Origin of the sequence: Shewanella sp. SP1S2-4 (assembly GCF_031932075.1) — a bacterium.
Classification (GTDB): domain Bacteria; phylum Pseudomonadota; class Gammaproteobacteria; order Enterobacterales; family Shewanellaceae; genus Shewanella; species Shewanella baltica.
Window position 1 is genome coordinate 125,850 of the sequence record NZ_JAUOET010000006.1, and the last position, 23,155, is coordinate 149,004.

Below are 23,155 nucleotides of genomic sequence, written 5' to 3' on the forward strand. Positions count from 1 at the left end.
GCTTGTGAGCGAGACGAGGATTGCCGAACAGGAGTATTTTACATGGATGTAAAGCGAGGACTTCGAAAGCCATAGCCCCTTTGGCCATGAGTAAAAGAGGCTTTCAAATCCGTTGAGAATGCCGGCCATATTTTACAAATAAGCCAAAAGGAGAACAGGTACTTCTCCCCTTTTGGTCTGCGCTTAATGAATAATCACGGATGGAGCCCAACGACTTTGACTCTTGTTAAAAGAATGAAAGTTCAAACGAAGTTCGAAGACGATTGCCCAATTGCCGAACCTTCAACAGAAGGTTAAATCTTCACGCAGACAAACAGCGCGTTGCCGGATGCTAAATCCCACGGGACGATTCTTTCATAATCGTGTTCGAAAACATGTACTTCAAAATAGGGGGCTAACAGTTCTTGAAGTTCTGTGAAGCTGGTCGCGACCATGGCATGTTGATCTTGCCATTGCTCAATGCTGTGTAGTTCTTGTAAGCCAACTTCCTGTAAACCTGCGGCGTGTAACCCCGCTTCCAGCGAGCCTAAACCTTTCATATCAGAGACTGGTAAAGGCGAAGCTGACACCTCAGTAAACGGCAGACTGCTTTTGGCAATACTCAGCTTTAAGGACTGTTTCTCGCCTTGACCACTGTAATGCCAACCGGATTCGAAGGCAAAATGACTACCATCAAACTCGGCAAAATGCTTAACCGAGGCCGTATTATCAATTCTGTGTTTATCGACCGTATTAAAACAAAACAGTCCGCCATCATTGAGCGCACTGTGCACACTGGCGATGCAGCTTTTAAGGCGTTCGATACAAGCACTGTAATGGATGGAATATAAAAAACAGGTGATCAAGTCGACACGCTCTTCTAAATAAAAAGCTGTCATATCTTGCAGGTTAAACTGGGCTTCGGGACAACGGCGCATGGCCATGTCGAGCATCGGCTGATTGATATCTAGGCCACTGCATTGATAACCAAGATCGATAAAATGCCGCACATGCGGACCCGTACCACAAGCTAAATCAAGGTGTTGTTTACCGTTATTGCCAAGGAACTGATGCAGACGATGGATGCTCGCACTCTGTTGCTGGTAGTTAATATCAGAACACATTAAATCGTAATAGCCGGATAAATCGGTATAGAGCGCGTTGGAAGACATAGTAGCGAATAGGTAACAAGGGCAATTTTAGGTGGCGCATGATATATCAGTTAGCCGATATCAGAAACAAACAATTGCCCCACAGCTCAGTACGGCTAAAGCTAAAGCGGCCAATTGTGCACTCAAGGATTCAAATAAGTATGTTGGGTAGGAGAGCCGCTAAGCGCGATAATCGCAGATAGAATAATATGTTAGCCAAAGAAATGAAATCGCAGTGAACTCACAACACACATCGAGCTCACACTCGCAATTAACTACTTGCAGGCGCATCTCGCGGATTGCTCGCAAGGTGGCGCAGCGGCCACTTCACACATACCCGCAGTTTTACCTTCGCCAACACACCAAGCATTACAGTCAAAGGTATCAGGATGACCTAAGTCGTCACTGTGACCGTGTATCACATCTTTGCCAGGATTGGATTCGACTAATAAGCCATCGGGCAAACACGCCTCGCCAAACATTCTGCCATTAGGCACACCTTGTGCATCGGTACCGACATGGCAACCGGCAACACCGGGTGCAACACCATCACTGTCCTTCCACCAGCTCTGTTTATTCTCTTGCCAATCTGAGGGTTTAAATTCTATGGTGCCCATGGCACCCGCCATTCCCTTGGCGCCATCCGAGGGTTCACCGATTTCACCGTGGGCAAATACTGGGCTAGCTAGCAGTAAGGAACAAGATACTAATAGGGTTAAAGCTGTAAATTGTTTCATAACACCTCCTTTGTTTGAGTCAGAGTAAGCTTAGTCAGATGTGTCGATATCGCCATTTTAGATTCTATGGTGAACACACAAAGCAGAAGATCCAGATAGTTTAAGACGTCGAACGAGCGCGGCTATGGTGCATGAAAGTTCAGCTCTTCGAAGGTGCTTAAATGTTCGAGCTTAGGTTTAGCAAAGTAGTAACCCTGAAAATACTCAATCCCGATAGCCGCGAGATAATTCAGTTCGGCTTCGCTCTCAACGCCTTCGGCCAAGACTCTTGTATTAAGTTCTAGGCAAATACGCAGTATTTCATCCACCGCCAGCTGTTTTTCTTTATCGACATCGATATCACGGATCAACGTCATATCGAGTTTTAATACTTGAGGGCGCAGGGCATCCAACCAACTTAAATCAGCAAAACCACTGCCAAAATCATCGATTGCGGTGATAAAACCACGCTTAGCATAACTCTCGAAGATGCGGACTAATTTCGCCCGATCGACAATTTGCTCACCCTCTGTCACTTCGAACATGATTTTGTGAATATCAAACCCATACATGTCGGCGGCTTCAATCGTCGCGCGGATACAGGTCTCAGGGTTATATACGGCGTTAGGTAAAAAGTTGATACTGAGCATCTTATCGAGTCCCAGTTTGGAGGCGGTTTCTATCGCTTTAACTCGGCAGGCCTGATCGAAATAGTATTTGTTGCTTTCGTTAATCCGCTCAAACACCCATCCAGCGCCCTCTCCATTGGGCCCACGGACAAGTGCCTCATACCCGTGGTTCTCACGACTAGGCCAATGAATGATAGGTTGAAATGCCATTCGAATTTCAAATCCTAATGACTTACCACTTAAGCAATCCATGCAAGTTTGTTGCTTTATTTGAGCGGGAAAATCCATAAACGGCCTCCTAAACATCACCTTACTAGTGTGAGGATAAATGGTTAAATTTGCCAGTTTTTACTGTTCATCATGTTAATAAAATCTTTCACCACAAGGTGTTGGTATTTCATCATGAGCACTTACCTCACCCACGCAGACCACAAGGTAAATCAGGCTTAAGTAGTATTCGCGAGTTTAACCTGCAAAATTTAACAAATGTAAATGATAACGAATATCATTAACTTAACCGTACGCTTACGTTATATTGTGCTCACTTTTCCATCCCACCCCCCCAAATATCAGGCTTAATGATGAACACACTGCGCTTGTCCACACTCTATTCAGCAATAATCATTGCGCTATCTACAGCTATGCCAAGCTATGCCGATGATGCCGCCCCCAATGAAAATGCCGATAAAAAAATTGAAAAAATAGAAGTCAAAGGCAGTTATATTGCAGGTTACAACGCCAGTACCGCCAGTGGTGCTTCAAAATTAGAATTGCCAATCAGTGATATTCCGCAATCTGTCTCTGTGATTACCAGCGCGCAAATGAGCGACTTCCAACTCACTAATATCAACACAGTTTTAGATACAGCGACGGGTGTCAATGTTGAACGTATCGAGACTGACCGTACTTATTACACGGCCCGCGGCTTTGATATCACTAATTTCCAGATTGATGGTATCGGCCTACCATTAAGTTCCGGCAGTAACCATTCTGACGAAGATACCGCCATTTATGACCGCGTCGAAGTGATCCGCGGCGCCAATGGTTTAATGACAGGAGTAGGCAATCCCTCTGCTACGGTAAACTTTATTCGTAAGCGCCCAACGGCAGACAATCAACTTAATATTAATGCCAGCTACGGCAGTTTTGACAATGCTCGCCTTGAACTCGATGGCACTGTGAATCTGGGCGAAAAAGTCGCGGCCAGAGCGGTGGCGGTGAAGCAAGTTCAAGACTCCTATCTTGATCGCTATCAACAAGACAAGAATGTCCTGTATGCCATGCTTGAGGCACAATTATCCGATAACACGACTCTTTCACTCAGCCATGCTTACATTAAAAATGACACAGATGGTGGCCTATGGGGTGCACTGCCGCTGTATTATACCGACGGTAGCGCGACCAATTATGATCGCTCTACTAGCACCTCGGCCAATTGGTCATCATGGCTAGTTGAGAAGCAAAACACTGTGGTTGAGCTAAGTCATTACTTTAACGATGACTGGCACCTGCGTGCGACTTACTCGCATAAATCAACCGATGAAGACACCCAGCTTTTTTATGTTTATGGCACACCAGATAAAACCACAGAGCGAGGTCTAACCGGTTACGGCAGTGAATATGATGCAACAGAAAGCAGCGATTTGGCCGATGTGTACGTTAAGGGCGATATCAATCTGTTTGGCCGTGATCACCTGTTAGTTTTTGGCCTTAACTACTCGACTTCAGACAAACAAGAACACTCACTCTACGACTACACCACAGGCAATGGTTTCCCTGCCATGCCAGACCTCAATACGTGGGAGGGCAATACGCCCTATCCCACCTTTGCCGACAGTCCATTGGGGAGCGATGTTAACTCAACCCAAAAAGCCGCTTATTTCACTGGACGATTTAATTTGTTTGAAGACATGCACTTAATTGCTGGTGGCCGCTTTAACCAATGGGAAGCAGAAGGTGAGTCCTACGGTGAATCACGGGATACCGATGCACAAGATTTCATCCCTTACCTAGGGCTTGTCTATCGTTTTATGCCCGAACTGGTCGCCTACGCTAGCTATACTGAAACCTTCCTCGCACAAATTAAAAGAGACATTAACAATCAATTAATTGACCCAGTGACAGGCGAAAGCCGTGAGGTCGGTTTAAAGAGCGAATTATTTGATGGTAAGTTAATCGCCAGCCTCGCCTACTTCGATGTAGAACAAGTGAACTTGGCTGTTCCACTCAACAGCAATCCTGATAACACGATTTTTATTGCTGGTGATGGGATCAATAGCAAAGGTTACGAATTGGATATCGCGGGGGAAGTTTATCCGGGCTTACAAGTGAGCTTAGGTTATACCGACTTCAACATTAATGGCCGCGATGATGTTGCCAAACTGGTAAAAGAATACACGCCAAGTAAGTTATTTAAGTTAAGCGCTGTCTATGAATTTGAGCAGCTCGAAGGTTTAAGCTTTGGTGTTAACATGCGCTGGCAGGATGATATCTCTCGCACACAAGATGACGTAGTCGCTGATAGTTTTACCAATGCGGGTGACCCTATTATCACAAAACAAGATGCCTATGCCGTTGTCGATTTGATGGCGCGTTATGCATTTACCGACAACGTTAGCCTGACCGTTAACGCCAACAACATCACCGACGAGAAATACCTCAACAGCTTATACTGGGCCCAAGGTTTCTACGGCGCACCAGCCAACTATAGTGCGACTGTGAGCTGGAAGATGTAACGCTAATTTCAGATCCTAATAAAAAGGGCAGACTCGATTTAAGTCTGCCCTTTCCTATTCTTCAACACTTGTTACTTCAACTTATAAATCACTTCGACTCTATCTTCTATGCTCACTTGGCCGTACTGATAGCTCTCGGCGGCGCCCATGGCATCGGCTTTGGCGCTCATGCGTAACATGACAGGTTGCACGGGGCGTTGATCGTAATAACGGATCTGCCAGATCTTACCTAGGTTCTCCCCAAAACCTTTAGCCAAAGACTCGGCTTTTTGTTTGGCATCCACAATTGCAGCTTGGCGTGCCTTGGCGACATATTCCGCTTCTTTGCTCGATTTAAGGGCGATGTTATTCACCCGATTCATGCCCTCTTCCAAAGCCGAATCTAAGATTGCATTTAAGCGGCTTAAGTCTGTTACCGTCACGGTAATTTGACGACTGGCGGTGTAACCCGTCAGCTCTGGCGCCTTATCCTGCACATACACGTATTGCGGTTGAAGATTTAAATTCGCGCTCTGGATCTGGTCTTTAGTCACTCCCGCTGCGGTGAGACGGGCGATAAACTTAGCCACGGCGGCATCGGAATTATCCTTGGCGGCTTTAGCGGTTTTTTCGGTCACGGCCACTTCCACATTCACATCCGCCATATCGGGCTCGACTTGGATTTGGCTGACCCCCATGGTTTCAATGTGGGGGAAATCGACCTCAGCGGCGAGCACTGCTGGCGCCATAAACGTACTCGAAAAAAGACCACCCGCTACCAATACCGCTAAAAGAGAATTTTTCATAACTTACTCCAAAATAATGTGCTTATAGCTAAACCACTTCAAATAGAACGCATATTCAAACGAGACGGCTAACACGACTGTGTCGCTTATTTAGCGCTTAGGCTATCAGTAAAAAGTGCCAATACTTGTACCAATATGTAACAGCATCAACAAACTGTCTCTTGCTCGCTATAAACGCGGCGGATTTTAAAAAGGGTTAATTTTTCTGAAAAATATTTAGCTCTTTTTATCCCTATGAGTTCGACTGCGGATCTCTAGCGGATATATCTATATCCACACCCAAAATAGGCCTTAGGGTTAACTGGCATATTCAGCGCCCCAGTTGTACACTTTTCAGCCAAAGCTACTGTACCTTTTAACCACTTCAGGTATAATCCGCCATCTTTTTTAAGGCTGCTCTAACCTCAGCGAGAAACCATGACAGTTGAAACTTTTAAACCCAAGCAAACGACCACGCTTGATATCCCAGTAAAAACATTAGAAGCAGCAAGCACTAATGCTGTTACCACTGGGAATCGCATCGGTTTCGTGTCTTTGGGCTGCCCAAAAAACCTCGTGGATTCAGAGCGTATTCTGACTCAGTTACGCATCGACGGCTACGAAGTGACTAACAGCTACGCCAATGCCGATCTGGTTATCGTCAACACCTGCGGCTTTATCGATGCTGCGGTTGAAGAATCTCTGGACGCTGTGCGTGAAGCCTTAGAAGAAAACGGCAAAGTGATCGTCACTGGCTGCCTTGGCGCCAAAGAAAACCAAATCCGCGAAGTGCATCCAGATGTGTTAGAAATCACTGGCCCACACAGCTATGAAGCCGTGTTGAAGCACGTTCACAAATATGTACCTAAGCCAGAGCACAACCCTTTCACATCATTAATCCCACAAACTGGGGTTAAGTTAACGCCTAAGCATTACGCTTATTTAAAGATTTCAGAAGGTTGCGACAACCGTTGTACTTTCTGCATTATTCCTTCGCTACGTGGCGATCTCGACAGCCGTCCAGCGGGCAGTATCTTAGATGAAGCTAAGCGTTTAGTGGAGTCAGGCGTACAAGAAATTCTAGTCGTGAGCCAAGATACCTCGGCCTACGGCAAAGACAAAGGCGGTCGTACCGATTTTTGGAACGGTATGCCAGTCAAGCAAGACATTACTAGCCTAGCGCGCCAACTGGGTAAAATGGGCGCTTGGGTGCGTCTGCATTACATCTATCCATACCCATGGGTTGACGATCTGATCCCGCTGATGGCCGAAGGTATAATCCTGCCGTATCTGGATATTCCAATGCAGCATGCAAGCCCGCGCATCCTGAAGATGATGAAGCGTCCAGGCCGTGTTGACCGTCAGTTAGAAGCGATTCAACGCTGGCGTGAAATTTGTCCCGATCTAGTGATCCGCTCGACCTTCATCGTCGGCTTCCCAGGTGAAACCGAAGAGGATTTCCAAATCCTGCTCGATTTCTTAAAAGAAGCACGTCTTGATCGCGTCGGTTGCTTTAAGTATTCAGAAGTGGATGGAGCTGTCGCCAACACCATCGCCGAACTTATCAGCGAAGAAGTGAAAGAAGACAGATACCACAGATTTATGGAAGTCCAAGCCGAGATCAGCGCCGAGCGTTTAGCCCGTTTCGTTGGCCGTACCTTAGACATTCTGATTGATGATGTAGACGAAGAAGGCGCCATTGGCCGCAGCTTCGCCGATGCACCTGAAATCGACGGTATGGTGTTTATCAATGGTGAAACTGAGTTGGAACCTGGTATGTTGGTTCGTGCTCGCATCACCCATTCAGACGAACACGATCTGTGGGCTGAAGTAGTAGATGCTGACACCCAAGACTAAGCCGTTCTGATACAGGACAGGCTATGACTCAAAAAGCGAACCTCTGGTTCGCTTTTTGTTTTTAACATTTCGTAAGCATTAACACTGCGAATGCTTCACCCTCCTTACTCCACTGCTTCGCCTCACACTATTTCTTCTCGCTATCTCATCACACTATTTCTTTTCATTATCTCGGCTCACGATCTTGATTCATTGCCAGCCTCAATTTCGCTGATTTATCAGCATCTAGGATAAGACGTTATGAATTGAGCATTAAGCATCTGGCCCCAACATCTTATTAGCATCAACCCAAAGCTCGAACTCTTCCTCCGTGACTAACTCAAGTTCTAATGCCGCTTGGCGCAGTGTCTTGTGCTCGCTATGGGCTTTTTTAGCTATTTTAGCGGCCTTTTCATAACCGATATGTTGATTCAGCGCCGTCACTAGCATGAGTGAGTTTTCCACATGCTTAGCAATCTGTGGTTCATTTGCCACTATGCCGACCACGCAGTGATCATTAAACGATTGGCAAGCATCCCCCAATAAGCGCCCCGATTGCAGCACATTGGCGATAATCATCGGCTTAAACACATTGAGCTCAAACTGACCATTGCTGCCACCAATGCCAACGGCGACATCATTGCCCATGATTTGCGCGCACACCATAGTCATGGCTTCAACCTGAGTCGGGTTCACTTTGCCCGGCATAATCGACGAACCCGGTTCATTTTCAGGCAGGAATAACTCAGCGATGCCGCAGCGTGGGCCAGAACCTAACATCCTAATATCATTTGCGATCTTCATTAAACCTACCGCCGCGACTTTATAGGCCGCCGACAGGGCGACTAATTCATCGTGGGCAGCAAGGACGGCAAACTTATTCGGCGCCGTCACTAAGGGCAAGCCTGTGAGCTTTGCGATATTGTCCGCCACCTTAACGGCGTAATCCTTATGCGTATTCAGCCCAGTGCCCACGGCGGTCGCACCTAAGGCTAACTCGGCCACCCGCTTGAGACTGTGCTCAATGCCTTCGATGCCATGACTTAACTGCGCGGCGTAACCCGAAAACTCTTGGCCCAAGGTTAACGGTGTGGCATCCATAAAATGCGTGCGGCCGATTTTAACTAGATGCGCAAATTCCTCGGCCTTGTGCTGCAAGCTCTGCTGTAGTGACTTCATGCAGGGCAAAACCAGCTCAACGGCTTGACGATAAGCAGCAATGTGCATGGCGGTAGGAAAGGTATCGTTGGAAGATTGCGAGCGGTTAACATCGTCATTGGGATGTAAACATTTAACCGTATCCGTGAGTTGCCCACCCGAAAGCACATGGCCGCGATAGGCAATCACTTCATTGACGTTCATATTGGTTTGCGTGCCCGAGCCTGTTTGCCAAATAACCAAGGGAAATTGCGTATCGAGTTCACCTGCGATCAGCTCATCGCACACTTGGGCAATCAGTTGGGCTTTAGCTTGAGTCAAAGCGCCAAGTTGTTGATTGGTAATGGCGGCGGCCTTTTTGAGATAGCCAAATGCGTGGATCACTTCAATCGGCATTGACGCTTCGACACCGATACGAAAGTGCTGTCGTGAACGCTCGGTCTGCGCCCCCCAATAACAGTCTGCGGGGACGTTTACCTCACCCATAGTGTCGTGTTCGATTCGATATTGCTGTGCCATGCGCATCTCCTTCGCTAGAACCCTCTAAGCATTCACCATACTCGCTCAGGGTAAAAGTACCAATTCATTCCAAGCTAAGCTCTCAGAAGGAAAGCGACTATCGACAATAAGGCTGATTTAAGCGTAAAGACGGATGTTGAGGCTGGGGAAGTAGCAGGAACGGGCAGGACTAACGAGGGATTAAAGCCAGTGGGCTAAAACAGGGGAAACAACAGATTAGCAAAAGCGCAGACCTAGAAAGTCAAAAGGGGCATCGCCCTTATGCTGATGCCCCTTTCGGTTTTGTGCCTTACGGTCATATGACCCTTTGCCCTTTTTGGCTTTCTCGGTGCGGGTCCTAAACAGGGGACTCGTCACTAACGCTTTAAGTGCGTTGTCGGTAATGGTGCCTCGGCCACTTTCGTGTTCTAAGGTCATATTTTGCGGTTTTTGTTTAGTCATTTTATGCCTCACTGCTTAATGAAAGTTAAGCCCATGGCCTAACAGCGCAAACTATAACGCAATCAAATCAGATGTACAGAGTTTGTGCACTCCAACATAAAAAATGGCGTTGACTAGTAGGAAAGTATGATAGATTATTCAAACAAAAATAATATATTAGCTTAATAATCAATAAGATTTAGTTAATAGGTTTTCAGGTTTAGTTTACGGATTTTGCCATAACCTTTATTGGCACTCAGGTTACGCTTTGTAATCGACAGATAAGGAGATCAATTTGAAATCCACGTTAGTCGCTCAACCTTGGCTCGGCGCACTGCTCTTGCTGATGACACTCCAAACCCCGCTCGCCAATGCCTTTTCCAGTTCCGACGCCTGCGTGATTACTATGGGGTATCGCACCAGCGAACGCTTACCTTTTATCGGAGACGAACACAATAATACGGGATTTTATCACGACCTTTACCAAGCCGCGGCGGACAAGATTGGCTGCAAACTCAATATAGTGCGCGCACCTAAATTACGCATACTGCGGGATCTCAAACTCGGCAATATCGACTTTTATCCCGGGCTTAACTTCACCGAAGATCGGGCTAAATACGCGCACTTTATCCCTAATGGACTTTCAGAACGCGCCATAGGCATTAGCCGTGCAGGCGCCGCTGATATTCGCTCGATTGAGCAATTAGCCAGTAACAAGATGACCCTCTTAATCGCCCCCGGCAGTTACGACTTTGGCGGCCTGCCGGACAAAATACAAGTACGTAAACCGCCTGAACTCAATGTGTCTAAAGCCTTGGATTATTTGCTTTCAAACCAAGGGGATTTTTTCATCTACGATCAAACCACACTGCATTATTACCTTAACGATCGCGACCCCACTCAGTTCAAACTCCACTATAACTGCTGCCAATCTGCGCAGGAAATGTACCTCGGTTTCTCGAAAAAAAGCCGTCACTTCCGCGGTAGACACAACCCTAACTATCACGCCGAAAACCCCATCAGCCCAGATAATAATCCCACAGTGTTAGCGCCTGATTCTAAAGCTTTCCAGTTTGCCAAAGCACTCGCTGCCATGGATTCCCAAGGCGAAACTCAGCGGCTGTATAGCAAGTATTTTGGTTAGCTCGCATCTTAAAAACTCATCCCACCTTTGACGGCCGATAACGCAGGTTCCATTGATACGCTTATCGATGATTGATGAGCACAATGTTTAAAGAGTCAAAGAAAATCATGGTCTAAGTGATTAACGTGCGAGGAATTTACCTTCTGCTCAAGCTCAATTCTGTTTTTAACCCGCTTTGTTGCCCTCTGCGACAATATGCCGCACCTGTCACTCTTAGATGCTCTTTATAATGCAGCGCAATTAATCCAAGTGAATGGAAGACAATAAGATGGCTGCAAATTCTGCGTATTTATCTCACCCGTTTAAAACTTCAGTAATTTCCTCATCCCTCGCAATCGCCATGGGCTTATCGCTAGCGCCACAGGCAATGGCCGATGACAGCGAATTAGCCAATATTGAACGCTTAGAAGTCCACGGCCAACAGACCGAAAACCGTAACACGCTAGGTTCGGCTGAAAACCTGCTGAAAGGACAAGGAGTAGATTTCTCCGAAGCGGGTGGCGTATCGGCTCTACCTATTCTCAATGGCATGATGGGCGATCGCATTAAAGTGTTAGTTGATGGTGCGGACATTACCGCTTCCTGCGCCAATCAAATGAATCCACCGCTGTCCTATATTTCCGCCAATCAAATCACCACAGCCGAAGTGATTGCGGGTGTATCGCCAGTCAGCGCGGGTGGCGACAATATCGCGGGGGTGATCAAAGTCAGCAGCCTTAATCCTAAATTTGGCGAAAGCGATAGCATCAAGTGGAATAGCGGCGATATCTCAACGGGATACCGCAGCGTGAGCGACACCTTATTACTCGGCACCAACGCCACAGTCGCCAGCAAAAATATCAGCCTAAGCTATCAAGGCGCCTATGAAGATGCCAACAGCTATAAAGATGGCAATGGCGATAAAGTCATCGATACTCTGTACCGCGCACAAAACCACGCATTGACCGCCGCATGGCGTGACGACACTCAAGAAGTTGCCATCAAACTGACCCATCAGAATATTCCATTTCAAGGTTTTGCTAACCAATACATGGATATGACAGATAACAAGAGTTACGGTGCCCTCGCCCGTTATCAACTTAAACTCGACGATGACGGCGAGTTCAGCGCCCAATTCAATTGGCACGGCGTGAAGCACGAGATGGGCTTTTTCACCCCAGAAAAAACCGGCAAGATGCCAATGAACACTGAAGGTGATGACTACAGCTATCAACTGCACTGGCGCTTACCAATGGGCGATGACAGCACCTTGCTGGTCGGCCAAGAATTCTATAGCTACCAGCTCGACGATGTGTGGCCTGCAGTGCCAGGCACTATGATGGCGCCGAATGATTACATCAACATCAATGATGGCGAACGTCGCCGCGCCGCCGTTTATGGCGAATGGCAGCAAGATTTGAGCCCTAGCTGGTGGTTATCGGCGGGTGTTCGCTTTGAGTATGTCACCACCAATACTGGTGAAGTCCAAGCTTATAGTGACATGCCAATGATGGGCATGCCGAATATGGATGCCGCTGCGGCGCAGGCCTTTAATGAGATGGACAGAGAGCGTAATGATGATCTGATCGACGCCACCTTACTGGCGCGCTATCAATTATCTGCCAATCAACAACTTGAGTTTGGCCTTGCCCGCAAGAATCGTGCCCCCAATCTGTACGAACGTTACAGCTGGGGCCGCGGCACTATGGCGACCACTATGATAGGTTGGTATGGCGATGGAAATGGTTATGTGGGTAATCCGGATCTTAAACCAGAAACCGCCCATACCCTGAGCGCGGCCTACAAATATAACAGTGATAGCTGGCAAGTCTCGACCACAGCTTGGTACACAGCGGTGACTGACTATGTCGATGCCGAAGTGATTGGCAGTTTTAATCGCACCAGTTCACCTGATGGTAAACGCAATATTCTTCAATTCACTAACTTAGATGCCAATCTCTATGGTGCACGCTTTAATGCGCTCTATCAGTTTGCTGAAACCAGCACAGGTAAATGGCAAGTGTTAGGCAAAGTGAATGTAACCCGTGGTGAGCGAGATGAAGGCAATGAGCCTTTATATCAAATCAAGCCGTTGCAAACCGAACTGGCACTGCAACATCAACTCGGTAACTGGGAAAACAGTCTTTCATGGCAATGGGTTGCGACCAAAGATCGTGTAGATGACCGCCGCCTTGAAAATGAGACCGATAGCTACTCCTTGCTTAATTTGAACAGCAGCATGAAGTGGCAGGATCTGACTGTTACCTTCGCCGTGAATAACCTGTTCGACAGTTACTATGAGCTGCCGTTGGGCGGCGTGAGTGTGGCGGAATTTAAGGCCGATAATACCAATGGCTTTAACCAGATTGCCGGCGCAGGCCGCTCGTTCGAACTCAGCGCAAGCTATGCGTTTTAACGACCGATTTTAAAGACACTGTTTTTAATAACATCGTTTTTAACCACATGGCTTTTTAACGACACGGTTTTTTAGGGCGAATAACTCTAATCCAAACGTTAAACAAAAAGGGCAAGCAGATTAAGTGATTAATCGCTTGCCCTTTTTTATGCTCAAACCACGTTCATGCCACTGACACTAGAGTACAGGCACTAAAGCTCTAAGACGACTTAAGCACTATGCACAAAGAGTAAAACTATGGATTAGTTACCCGCAATCTTCATTTCAGATAACAAGATACCGCCGGTACGAATCGATGAGCGCAGATCAAAATCCTGACTCACGGCTTGCACGCCACGGAACATCTCTTTCAAGTTACCCGCGATAGTGATCTCTTCCACTGGATATTGGATCTCACCGTTTTCAACGTAGAAACCCGCCGCACCACGGGAATAATCCCCCGTTACCATGTTCACGCCTTGGCCCATAACTTCGGTCACAATCAAACCTGTGCCCATGTCTCTTACCAATTCGTCAAAGGTTTGGCCTGTGTGGCCGAGCGTCCAGTTATAGATACCGCCCGCATGACCTGTGTTAGTGAGGCCCAACTTGCGCGCCGAGTAGCTGGTCAGCAAATAGGTTTCTAACATACCGCGGTCGATAATGCGTCTGTCTTGAGTCGCCACACCTTCACTGTCGTAGTTCGCGCTCGCCAGTGCGCCCAGTAAATGCGGCTGCTCTTCGATATTGAACCAATCGGGGAAGATTTGGGTGTTGATCGAATCCAATAAGAAACTGGATTTACGGTATAAACTGCCACCGCTGATCGCACCGATAAAGTGGCCGATTAACCCTGTGGCGATATCTGGCGCTAATAAAATAGGTAAACGCGTCGTCGCGATCTTACGCGCACCGAGGCGGCTTACTGTCTTCTCGGCTGTTTTTAAACCGACCGTTTCAGGTGCAAGCATCTCGCTGAATTTACGGGCGATAGTGTAATCGTAATCCCGTTGCATATTGCCTTCACTATCTTCACCGATCACGCTGCAACTTAAGCTATAACGCGAGCTGCAATACCCGTTTAAGAAACCGTGGCTGTTGCCATACACTTTAACCGCAGTGTGGGCATTGGCACTGGCGCCGTCGGAATTATTAATGCGCGGATCGGCATCGAGTGCCGCAGTTTCGGCGCGGATCGCCAGTTGGGCTAACTCATCGGGGGAAATATCTTCTGGATAATACAGCTGAAGATCGCGGATCTGAGTTGCCATCAAGGCTTTATCGGCAAGACCACTGAAAGGATCGGGCGAAGTGTAACGGGCAATATCGTCAGCCGCTTTCACCGCTAAGGCGATAGCCTCTGGACTTAAATCCGACGTCGATGAACTGCCCTTGCAACCATCGCGGTAAACCGTAATCCCTAAGGCACCATCTTTATTAAATTCAACGGTTTCGACTTCTTTTAAACGGGTAGAAACCGACAAACCTTGTTGTTTACTGATTGCCACTTCGGCAGCATTCGTTCCTAATTTGTTGGCATATTCCAGCGCCACGGCCACCGCATCTTTCAGCGCGCCCAATTCACTATCGATTCTGTTCAAAGACACAAAGCTACTCTTTCGTTGTCGGCAATTGCCGTAGCATAACAAACACAAATCCCATTCACATTAATTATTCACCGCCGACTTAGGCTTGAGCGCGTATCCTAAGCACATTCACCTAGGCGATTTTTGGCTGGAGATGTTATTATTAGCCAGTTATTTACTTGAGGTTTTATCGATATGAAGATTGTTGGTGATTCAGAACATTTTAAACAGCCCTACGACATAGATGAAGATTATGTCAGCAGCAAAACAACGGACAAGCGCGACAGCGAAGCCGTGCAAAAAGTCGGTATGGAGCTTGTTTCACTGAGCAAGACTCAGCTAGATAAAATCGAGCTGGATGAGTTTTTGTACGACGCTATCCTGCAAACACGCAAAATCAAGGTTAATACTGAGGCGTATCGTCGCCACATGCAGTATATCGGCAAATTGATGCGTAATTTTGATATCGAGCCTATTAAGGCTTCACTCGCTATCGTGTTGAATAAAAACAACAACGAAACTGCGAAGTTGCAGATGTTCGAAAAAATGCGTGAACGCTTACTCAGCCAAGGTGATGCTGAAATTCAAACCTTAGTTGAGCATTATCCGCAATTAGACAGACAGAAACTGCGTACTTTGGTGCGTCAAGCGACCAAAGAACTGGCCAAAGGTCCAGAATCAAAATCATCTAAAGAGCTGTTTAAATATCTACGCAGCGAAATCCAAGACTAATTAACTTCAGCCCCACAAGGATGTTGCTTATGCGACTTAGCAAAACGTTATGTAGCCTAGCTTTGCTTTTTATTGGACTATTTGGACTCGGGGCCTGTAACGGCCCTGCGGACGAAGATAACGGTGGCACAGATGCCACTGACGGTATCTATAAACTGTCTATCGACTTTAAGACCTTATCGGGTTCTGAATGCGGCAGTGTTACTTCACTCCAAAGTTTCCCTAAAGACACAGGTTTTTGCGCAGTCGCGAAGTTAAAGAAAGGCTCAGCTACAGTGAGCAATCAGAAAGTCGACTTTACGACAGACCTTGGTGTATTAACACCTAATAGCAAACTAACAGACAATAACGGTGAAGCCATTATTATCGTTAGTAATCCTGATTTACTTGTCAATGCAGGGATAATTACTGCAACGACAACCCCAAATGATTCCACAACGGCGCTAACAGCTACCCGCAATTTTGAGTTTTTAGGTGTTAGCGATGGTACCTCTCCTGCCGTTCCTAAACTCAGCGCCAGTATTTTAAATAGCTCAGCCTTAGTGACTCGCTTCAAAGTCGATGAGTCGGTACAACTGCAAGCCATATTGCTCGATAGCGAAAGCAACGGCATCGAAGGCGCGAAAGTGACGTTCAGCGCCGGCTCTGCAGCGCTAAATCCTGCAAGTGCATTAACCGACAATCAAGGTATTGCCCAGGTGCCTTATACGCCAAGTGCAACTGAATTAGGGGCAAACTCCCTCACGGTCACAGTGGACTACCAAGGTCAATCACTGCAAACCAGCAGTCTGTATGAAGTCTTGAGTAAAGATGCGGTCAATCAAGAAGGTACGCTGAAACTCGGCTCATTCAATGGCGCCGTCTTTACCGAAGGTAAACTGGCGAGCACCTTAACGGCCGATGCCAATGGCGCATATAAGATCAGCGCAGGTGGCAGCTTTGGGGTGACCGCAAGTTTAGTCTTAGAGGCCAATGACGGTACTATTACCCGAGTGCAAACCCCCTCTTCCATCAGCTTTAGCTCAGATTGCACCAACAGCAATAGTGCGACACTCGATACCCCAGTGACGACCTTATCGGGTAATGCGAGCTCAACCTTCCAAGACACAAGTTGCAGTGGCAATAGCGAGCATAGCGACCAAATCATCGCCACCACAGTGGCGGGCAATCAGACCTTAACGGCCAGTCTGCCCTTTACCCTGCAACGCCAAACGCTGGCCAGCTTAAGTTTTGAATCAGCAGAGCCAGCACAAATTCGCATCAAAGGTGCGGGCGGCACAGGTGCAAGCGAATCCTCTTTAGTTAGCTTCAAAGTCACCAGCGCCAACGGTCAACCCGCAGCACAACAAGAAGTCAGCTTTACCTTAGACACTGTGGTTGGTGGTTTAAGTTTTGCTAATGGCACTGCGAATGCGCAAAGCCTGACTAACTCCCAAGGTATCGCCAGTGTGCGCGTATTATCCGGCACTGTCCCCACACCTGTGCGTGTGGTCGCTACAGCGGTGGATGCTGATACTAAAGAAGTCATCACTAGCCAATCTGAACAATTAACTGTCAATACTGGTCTACCGCAACAGCTTGGGTTTAGTCTATCAACGACAGTATTCAATCCAGAAGCGGGTGACTTTAATGGTGAAACCGCAACGATCACCATTCGAGCCTCAGATAGTTTTGGCAATCCAGCACCCGATGATACTGCTGTCAACTTCACGACAGAAGGTGGCGGCATAACCTCTCCATGTTTAACTAAAAAAGGGACTTGTAGCGTTGTTTGGACTTCACAAACGGCACGCGTACCCGATCACCGCATCACGATTCTCGCTTATGCCTTAGGTCACGAAACCTTCTTCGATACCAATGGCAATAACATCTTTGATGATGCCGATATCAGTAAAGACATCAATGGCACGCCTGTGACTGACTTGGCTTGTTTAACGAATTCAGGCGTTGCAAAAAAATGCACAGGCAATGGTATGGACATCGAAGCCTATCTTCCTAGTGGTTTTAGTGATCTAGGTGATGCGTTTAGGGATGACAATGAAGATGGCATTAGGAATTCAGCCGAACCATTTTGGAATACTCAAGCAAAAGAATATAGTTTTGCCGATGGTAAATTTAACGGTCCACAATGCGAAAGCACACTCTGTGGCAAAGACCAAGCCAACAAAACCTATATCCGCAAAGCTTTAGTAATGAGCATGTCAGGCTCACAGGCTTATATCAGTGTGATGCAAGACGGTGTGTTATTGCCGAGTGTGAATAACATCAAACCTGTAGCCGTTGGTGCGAGTTCTGAGTTTGTAGTATTTGTCCACGACAGCGCGAATCAAATCATGCCTGCTCAGACAAGTATCGAACTTTGCGTGGATTGTGCTGGAGCGCCTAAAACCTTCGAAGTGCCCAATACTGTGTATGCGAAAGGCAGTCTAGGTTCGCCGCTGAAATTTACGGCATCGGCCAATGCTAGTGTATCGCTGAAAGTCACAACCCCTAAAAATGTGGTCACTGACAACTTAGGTTTCACAGTGCCATCGCTTTAAAACTCGATTAAGCAAACTGAAAAGACCCGCGAATGCGGGTCTTTTCAATTGGGCGTTTGATTAGAAGGCTATGCTGCCTCAATCAAACCCTTGTCAGTTATTAACAATAGCTGCAACGCTATGATCCTATGCAGCAACTAATTTTGTAACTCTACTGCTCGGCGTAAACGTATGCTACGCAGGGCCAAATATAAAGCTCCCGCGGCAGCCCAAATTAATCCCAATTCTAATGACTGTGGCTCTAAGTTTGCCCAAAGCACGCCAATAGTGCCAGCGCCACACAGGGGCAAGACTAAGTATTGCAGGTGATCTTTAAAGGATTGATTACGTCGCTCCCTCACATAAAACTGCACTATGACGGCTAAGTTCACGAAGGTGAACGCCACTAAGGCGCCAAAATTCACTAAGGCTAAGGCCATTTCCAAATCAAATGATACCGCAGACAGCGCCAGCGCTCCCACCAACAAGACATTAAATGCAGGAGTACGCCACTTAGGGTGGATATAAGCAAACCCTTTACGTGGCAGCATGTTATCTCGCCCCATCACATACAAAATCCGTGCAACGCCAGCGTGGGCAGCCATGCCGGATGCCAACACGGCCACTGTAGTCGCCACTAATACGATGGACTGAAATAGGTTTCCTCCAACGTAGAGTGCGATTTCGGGCAATACCGCATCAAGCTGCTGGAAGCGGGAAATATCGGGGAAATAAAGCTGAAGGAAATAAGACACGCCGACAAAAATCACCCCACCAATCAAGGCGGTCAACACGATAGCGCGAGGAATAACACGCTGCGCATCCTTCGTTTCTTCGGTCAGCGAGCTCAAACCGTCAAAGCCGAGGAAGGAAAAACACAAAATAGTGGCGCCAGTAAATAACGGCACAATCGCCATATTATCGGTATAAAAAGGTCGTACGCTCGCAATCGCACCTTCGCCTTCACCAAGGGAAATGCTATAGGCCATTAATGCTATAAACACGAGGATAATGGCGATCTGCACAAACACTATCACCCCATTAAAGTTAGCCACCAAATCAATCCCTTTAAGATTGAGCAGGGTCATTATGGTCACGAGTGCGAAAATGAAGATCCAAGGTTCGACAGTGGGGAACATGGCCGTTAAATAGATTTTTGCCAACAACATGTTGATCATTGGCATAAACATATAATCAAGCAGTGACGACCAGCCCACCATAAAGCCGACATTCGGACTAAAGGTTTTCTGGGCGTAGGTGTAGGCTGATCCCGCGTAGGGATATTTACGCACTAAGTGGCCATAACTGAACGCGGTAAACAAAATTCCCGCCAGCGCGAATAGATAAGACGTAGCCACATGGCCAGAGGTAATCTCGGAAACAATACCAAAGGTGTCAAAAACAGCCATAGGCGTGAGATAGGCGAGCCCCATCACTACCACTTGCCATAAATTGAGGGTCTGCTTCAAACCCGGTTTGTGTTGACTCATGAGCACGCCCCCATCACACAGGGTTGAACAGCTAACCATGCATCTGCAATTGGTTTTGGCATGTCACTCACCATCAGCACTTTAGGCTTAATGGCTAACTCAACAACTTGATTTACGGCAATGACCGAAAATTCGGCGCACAACAGCCCCATTGATTTGTCCTCATTAAAATAGGTTCAGCCGAACCTCATATCATTTCCGGATGTTTACCGGCCTCAATTGTTTTAAAACGCATACTCTCTAAATAAAAATAACCGAGATACTGAGTACATCGGCCATTTTTTCGGCGCGCATTCTCCCCCAAAACCAATAAGAAGACAACCCAACAAGGGCACTTTGCTGGCTATCTGCGCGATGAGAATTAACTTAACGGAATAAGCAGGGATAAGCTCAAGACAGGATAATTTTTCATTTGTATTAAATTTGTTATTGGAAATGAAGCAGATATAGATATAATCGTTCGGCAAAAAATTAAACAGGGGCCGTTTAATTTGCGAAGCGACTGCTTCATTTGTTTTATCGCATCAAAAGGAAGATGAAATGCGTAAAATTACTTTAATCTCTCTGGCCATTGGCAGCTGTTTTCTCGCCGCCTGCGCCGCAAAACCACCTATTATCGCTCAAGAAAAAACTGTTGAAATCGATGGTATTAACTTAGTTTTTGGTGGCAGTTTTGATACAGAACGCAAAAACATTTCACTCTCAGTGAATGGCGACTCTGTTATGAAAGGCACTTTCCCTCCTTATACTCCGACCCAAAATTTGAGCGGCAAATACAAGGATTTCAAGATTTCTAGCCAATGCTATTTCGGCTCAGTGCTCAGCAGCCAAGGTGGCGCATTTGGCGCGATTGCTGGCGTCATTCAAGCGACTAAGTCGAGCTCAGGCGATAAGTGCGATATGCTCGTCGATGGTAAAATTGTAGAAAGTCTTTACTTCTAAAGATTAATTCCAGAAGTACCTAAACAGCCCCTGTAAAGTTCAAGCCCAGTAAATACTCGCGAGATGCTCTGTCCCGCGAGTCCATCAAAGCTGATTAGCTTCAGCCAACAATCTCACTCTGCGCTTAATACCTAAGATAGCTAAGCCGAAAAAAACCGCAAATAAGCCCCAGAGTTGTAGCCACTTGGGCATCACACTCGCCCAACTTGCGCCCATTTGATTGAGTTCTAACATCCCCATAATCGCGGGTACGGCGGGGATAAACTGCGAACCTAATACTAACGGTTCGGGGATGAGCGCTATCGGCCAGACAAAACCCGACACGAATAGGATTGGCATTGAAATCAACAACAATACTTGGGTCGGTAAATCGCGGCGGGTAAACAAGGTGCTCATGGCGACCCCAGCAGCGGCGGTAGCCAATAAAAAAGGTAACAACCATAACGCGACAACACCCAGACTTGCCTGAATGCTGACGTGATACCAGTGATAACAATAGCCGACGTAAAAACTAGTAAAGAAAAGATAAATCAACATGAAGGCGAGTATTCGCCCACATAAAAGTTGTATGGGCGAGACCTGCTGCCAATAGCCTTTCTGGCGCCATTGCCCTGCCCCTAAAATACCTGTGCCTATGAGCAAGGTTTGATGCAAGATCAGCAAAAATAGTCCAGGTACTACATAGGGCGTATAACCTAGGCTTGGGTTAAAGGCGGGCACGCTATTGAGGTGAATTGAGTTGACACTCTGCTCAGCCTGTTTAGGATTTGTGCCTTGGGCCAACATTCCAATCAATTGCACTTGCTTACCCGCGTCCATACCCGCGCTCACTAAACCTTCGACAACCGCGGAGTAAATCAGGAAATAACTGGCATCGCCGCCATAACTTAACGTCACTCCCTTACCCAGCATTAAGTCGCGGCGGAAACCTTCTGGGATCACCAGTAAACCGTGGGCCTTGCGCGTCTCAATAAAACGCTTCGCCTCGGTAATCGAACCCACTTGGCCTATGACTTGGATTTTTGCACTAGCGTCAGCATGGCGGATCAACTGGCGGCTTAGGGAGGAATGATCTAAATCTACCACGATCAGTTGTTGCTCGGTCGGCACTTGGTTTAAATAGGGTAATGGATACAAAATCGAATAAAACAGCACGCCACCAAACAAGGTCACTGCGATCGCTTTATCGCTAATAATGGCCTTAAGTTCAGTTAATATCAGTCGCCACATGTTCATCCTATTGCCCCTTCCCAGGTAAGACAGCATCCGAGTCATATGCTGTCACGATAGTATTGGCGGTGATCGTGATGGGCAGTAATTTACGCGATAACAAATAGATCAAAGGCAGCAAACAGATAAAGCCCCAATAACTGCTGAGCTGGCTCGCCACATTAGGCCAAGCGGCGCCGTAACTGACGACGCTCACATGGGACTCAATATAGTGGCTCGACGGCATTATCTGTCGCCACCACTGCGCCAATTGCGGCATATCATGGGTGGGGAAAGTGATCCCCATAAAGGCAAAAGCGGGCGCAAATAAGGCTGTGCAAAAACTGATGACCCGCGCACTGTCACGCATTACCACAAAGATTAATAACACCAGACTCCAGACCGCCAGCAACATCACTAATTGCGCTAACAGCAATAGGGCTAAACTACCCGCCATCGGCAACGCGAGATACAAATACAGCCAAGTTAAAATAAATCCGCCCTGCAGCATCAATATCGGCGTAAACAACACCACTTTCGCCAGCACCTTAGGCCAAAAATGCTCGGTTAAGGTATTCGATATACCATTGACCTGAGTCGTGGGCGCGAGATGCAACTCTCGATTTAAGCTGTTGGCCATAACTAACATAGATACCAGCTGCCATAGCGCAACGAGCACTGGCGGCACTAAGAAACCTATGTAGTTGTTATTACGGTTAAAAAAAGCCGTGGTTTGACTTTTGACTGGGCTTAAATTGACTGCCACTTGGGATTTAGGTGTACCGTTGGCGAGCTGTTTTAAGCCCGCTACTTGCAACAAACCATCACCCAGACTCAACTGAATTTGGCTTGAGAGTAACTTACCCACCAGCAAAAATTGACTGTTGTAGCGCACATCTATGGTGGGCTTGTGGCCAGTGAGCAAATCTTTTTTCATATCATAGGGAAAGACCACGATAGCGTAGACTTTCGCCTGCTGCATCGCCGACACCGCCGCTGCTAAATCGGTGAAGTTTTGTGGATCAGTCACAGGATTAGCCTTCAGCTGACGGGTCAGCATACGGCTTAATTGACTGTGGTCTTGATCGACAATCGCCACTGGCAGTTGCCTTGGTAAGCCTGCACTGAACAGCCACCACAGGCAGAAAATCCCGATCAGCGGAATATAACTGATCAGCGCCAACTGCCAAGGGTCGCGCCACAGCGCACTGAGCTCACGGCGAATTAACGCAATGAGCAAGGCCATAAAGCT

The 23,155-nt window shown here is 47.1% G+C and carries 18 protein-coding genes; 7 read left to right on the top strand and 11 right to left on the bottom strand.

Annotated features, from left to right (window positions below; genetic code table 11):
* Positions 1-293 precede the first annotated feature (293 nt).
* From Q4Q52_RS08635 to Q4Q52_RS08645, 3 genes are all read right to left on the bottom strand, one after another.
* Positions 294-1,151: a class I SAM-dependent methyltransferase gene (locus tag Q4Q52_RS08635; RefSeq protein WP_107402705.1), complete on the bottom strand. Its 858-nt coding sequence runs from the start codon at positions 1,149-1,151 to the stop codon at positions 294-296.
* A 254-nt stretch (positions 1,152-1,405) separates the two neighbouring features.
* Positions 1,406-1,867 (bottom strand): hypothetical protein, encoded by a 462-nt coding sequence (locus Q4Q52_RS08640; RefSeq protein ID WP_006087020.1) that lies wholly within the window; start codon positions 1,865-1,867, stop codon positions 1,406-1,408.
* 122 nt (positions 1,868-1,989) lie between these two features.
* Entirely contained in the window at positions 1,990-2,763 is a 774-nt protein-coding gene (locus Q4Q52_RS08645; RefSeq protein WP_311990375.1) for an EAL domain-containing protein, read from the bottom strand.
* A gap of 293 nt (positions 2,764-3,056) precedes the next feature.
* On the opposite strand from Q4Q52_RS08645, the gene Q4Q52_RS08650 reads away from it, so the two are divergent.
* Entirely contained in the window at positions 3,057-5,210 is a 2,154-nt protein-coding gene (locus Q4Q52_RS08650) for a TonB-dependent siderophore receptor (protein WP_311990376.1), read from the top strand.
* Between the two features lie 71 nt (positions 5,211-5,281).
* On the opposite strand, the gene Q4Q52_RS08655 is transcribed toward Q4Q52_RS08650, so the two are convergent.
* Entirely contained in the window at positions 5,282-5,995 is a 714-nt protein-coding gene (locus Q4Q52_RS08655) for an oxidative stress defense protein (RefSeq protein ID WP_063884277.1), read from the bottom strand.
* Between the two features lie 417 nt (positions 5,996-6,412).
* On the opposite strand from Q4Q52_RS08655, the gene rimO reads away from it, so the two are divergent.
* A complete protein-coding gene (rimO, locus tag Q4Q52_RS08660) occupies positions 6,413-7,831 on the top strand; it encodes a 30S ribosomal protein S12 methylthiotransferase RimO (RefSeq protein ID WP_311990377.1) in 1,419 nt (472 codons plus the stop codon).
* A gap of 252 nt (positions 7,832-8,083) precedes the next feature.
* Here the strand turns inward: rimO and fumC are convergent, their stop codons facing one another.
* Both fumC and Q4Q52_RS08670 read right to left on the bottom strand, forming a co-directional pair.
* Positions 8,084-9,487: a class II fumarate hydratase gene (gene fumC, locus Q4Q52_RS08665; RefSeq protein WP_311990378.1), complete on the bottom strand. Its 1,404-nt coding sequence runs from the start codon at positions 9,485-9,487 to the stop codon at positions 8,084-8,086.
* A 216-nt stretch (positions 9,488-9,703) separates the two neighbouring features.
* Positions 9,704-9,928: a ribosome alternative rescue factor ArfA gene (locus Q4Q52_RS08670; RefSeq protein ID WP_006087026.1), complete on the bottom strand. Its 225-nt coding sequence runs from the start codon at positions 9,926-9,928 to the stop codon at positions 9,704-9,706.
* Between the two features lie 274 nt (positions 9,929-10,202).
* On the opposite strand from Q4Q52_RS08670, the gene Q4Q52_RS08675 reads away from it, so the two are divergent.
* Both Q4Q52_RS08675 and Q4Q52_RS08680 read left to right on the top strand, forming a co-directional pair.
* Positions 10,203-11,051 (top strand): transporter substrate-binding domain-containing protein, encoded by an 849-nt coding sequence (locus tag Q4Q52_RS08675; protein WP_311990379.1) that lies wholly within the window; start codon positions 10,203-10,205, stop codon positions 11,049-11,051.
* Between the two features lie 268 nt (positions 11,052-11,319).
* Entirely contained in the window at positions 11,320-13,446 is a 2,127-nt protein-coding gene (locus Q4Q52_RS08680; RefSeq protein ID WP_311990380.1) for a TonB-dependent receptor domain-containing protein, read from the top strand.
* Between the two features lie 242 nt (positions 13,447-13,688).
* Here Q4Q52_RS08680 and pmbA read toward each other — a convergent pair whose 3' ends face one another.
* Positions 13,689-15,032: a metalloprotease PmbA gene (gene pmbA / locus Q4Q52_RS08685; protein WP_311990381.1), complete on the bottom strand. Its 1,344-nt coding sequence runs from the start codon at positions 15,030-15,032 to the stop codon at positions 13,689-13,691.
* A 174-nt stretch (positions 15,033-15,206) separates the two neighbouring features.
* On the opposite strand from pmbA, the gene yjgA reads away from it, so the two are divergent.
* Positions 15,207-15,743, top strand: coding sequence for a ribosome biogenesis factor YjgA (gene yjgA / locus Q4Q52_RS08690; protein WP_006083240.1), 537 nt, complete (start codon positions 15,207-15,209; stop codon positions 15,741-15,743).
* Positions 15,744-15,772: 29 nt separating this feature from the next.
* Complete coding sequence (locus Q4Q52_RS08695) at positions 15,773-18,283, top strand: Ig-like domain-containing protein (protein WP_311990382.1); 2,511 nt, start codon at positions 15,773-15,775, stop codon at positions 18,281-18,283.
* A 137-nt stretch (positions 18,284-18,420) separates the two neighbouring features.
* On the opposite strand, the gene Q4Q52_RS08700 is transcribed toward Q4Q52_RS08695, so the two are convergent.
* Both Q4Q52_RS08700 and Q4Q52_RS08705 read right to left on the bottom strand, forming a co-directional pair.
* Positions 18,421-19,752 carry an APC family permease gene (locus Q4Q52_RS08700; protein WP_311890618.1) on the bottom strand — a complete coding sequence of 444 codons (1,332 nt, stop codon included), beginning with the start codon at positions 19,750-19,752 and terminating at the stop codon, positions 18,421-18,423.
* On the bottom strand, positions 19,749-19,904 hold the full coding sequence (locus tag Q4Q52_RS08705) for a hypothetical protein (protein WP_012586678.1): 156 nt from the start codon (positions 19,902-19,904) through the stop codon (positions 19,749-19,751). The genes Q4Q52_RS08700 and Q4Q52_RS08705 overlap by 4 nt, the downstream gene beginning before the upstream one ends.
* Positions 19,905-20,292: 388 nt before the next feature.
* Between Q4Q52_RS08705 and Q4Q52_RS08710 the strand changes: the two genes are divergently transcribed.
* A complete protein-coding gene (locus Q4Q52_RS08710) occupies positions 20,293-20,694 on the top strand; it encodes a hypothetical protein (RefSeq protein WP_220776333.1) in 402 nt (133 codons plus the stop codon).
* Positions 20,695-20,778: 84 nt separating this feature from the next.
* On the opposite strand, the gene Q4Q52_RS08715 is transcribed toward Q4Q52_RS08710, so the two are convergent.
* Together Q4Q52_RS08715 and Q4Q52_RS08720 are read right to left on the bottom strand one after the other, a co-directional pair.
* Complete coding sequence (locus Q4Q52_RS08715; protein ID WP_311990383.1) at positions 20,779-21,930, bottom strand: ABC transporter permease; 1,152 nt, start codon at positions 21,928-21,930, stop codon at positions 20,779-20,781.
* Between the two features lies 1 nt (position 21,931).
* Positions 21,932-23,149, bottom strand: coding sequence for an ABC transporter permease (locus Q4Q52_RS08720; RefSeq protein ID WP_311990421.1), 1,218 nt, complete (start codon positions 23,147-23,149; stop codon positions 21,932-21,934).
* Positions 23,150-23,155: the final 6 nt, after the last annotated feature.